General features: G+C 64.0%; 1 pseudogene. It reads left to right on the top strand.

The window, feature by feature from the left end:
• Positions 1 to 300: pseudogene (locus EN885_RS33410) on the top strand (EEP domain-containing protein); the annotation flags it as partial.
• Positions 301 to 381 lie beyond the last annotated feature (81 nt).

Raw genomic sequence — 381 nt, forward strand, 5'->3', positions numbered from 1 at the left:
GAGCCGGACAGCGCCGAGTATCGCCGCATCGTCGGCAGCACGCCCTACCATCGAGGTGCCGCCTATCTCAGCGGTTTCGTCGATGCCGCCGCCGTTGCCGGGGAGCCGGTTCCGGACTTCCACACCCATGTGAAGACCATCGACGGCAGACTGGCAAAGCGCCGGCTCGACCATTGCTTCGTCGGCGGCATGTTCGCCGGGCGGGTGCGTTCGATCAGTGCAGACATCGGCGAGGTTGCCTCGGATCATTTTCCGCTGCGGGTGGACATAGACCTGGAAACGCCGGGCATCGCCACATGAGCCGCGCATGACGCTTTTCGTCTTCTTTGCAGTGCTTGCCGCCGCTGCCATGCACGCGATCTGGAATGCGCTGGTCAAGGT

It is taken from the genome of Mesorhizobium sp. M6A.T.Cr.TU.014.01.1.1 (assembly GCF_004022765.1).
Taxonomy (GTDB): Bacteria; Pseudomonadota; Alphaproteobacteria; order Rhizobiales; family Rhizobiaceae; genus Mesorhizobium; species Mesorhizobium mediterraneum.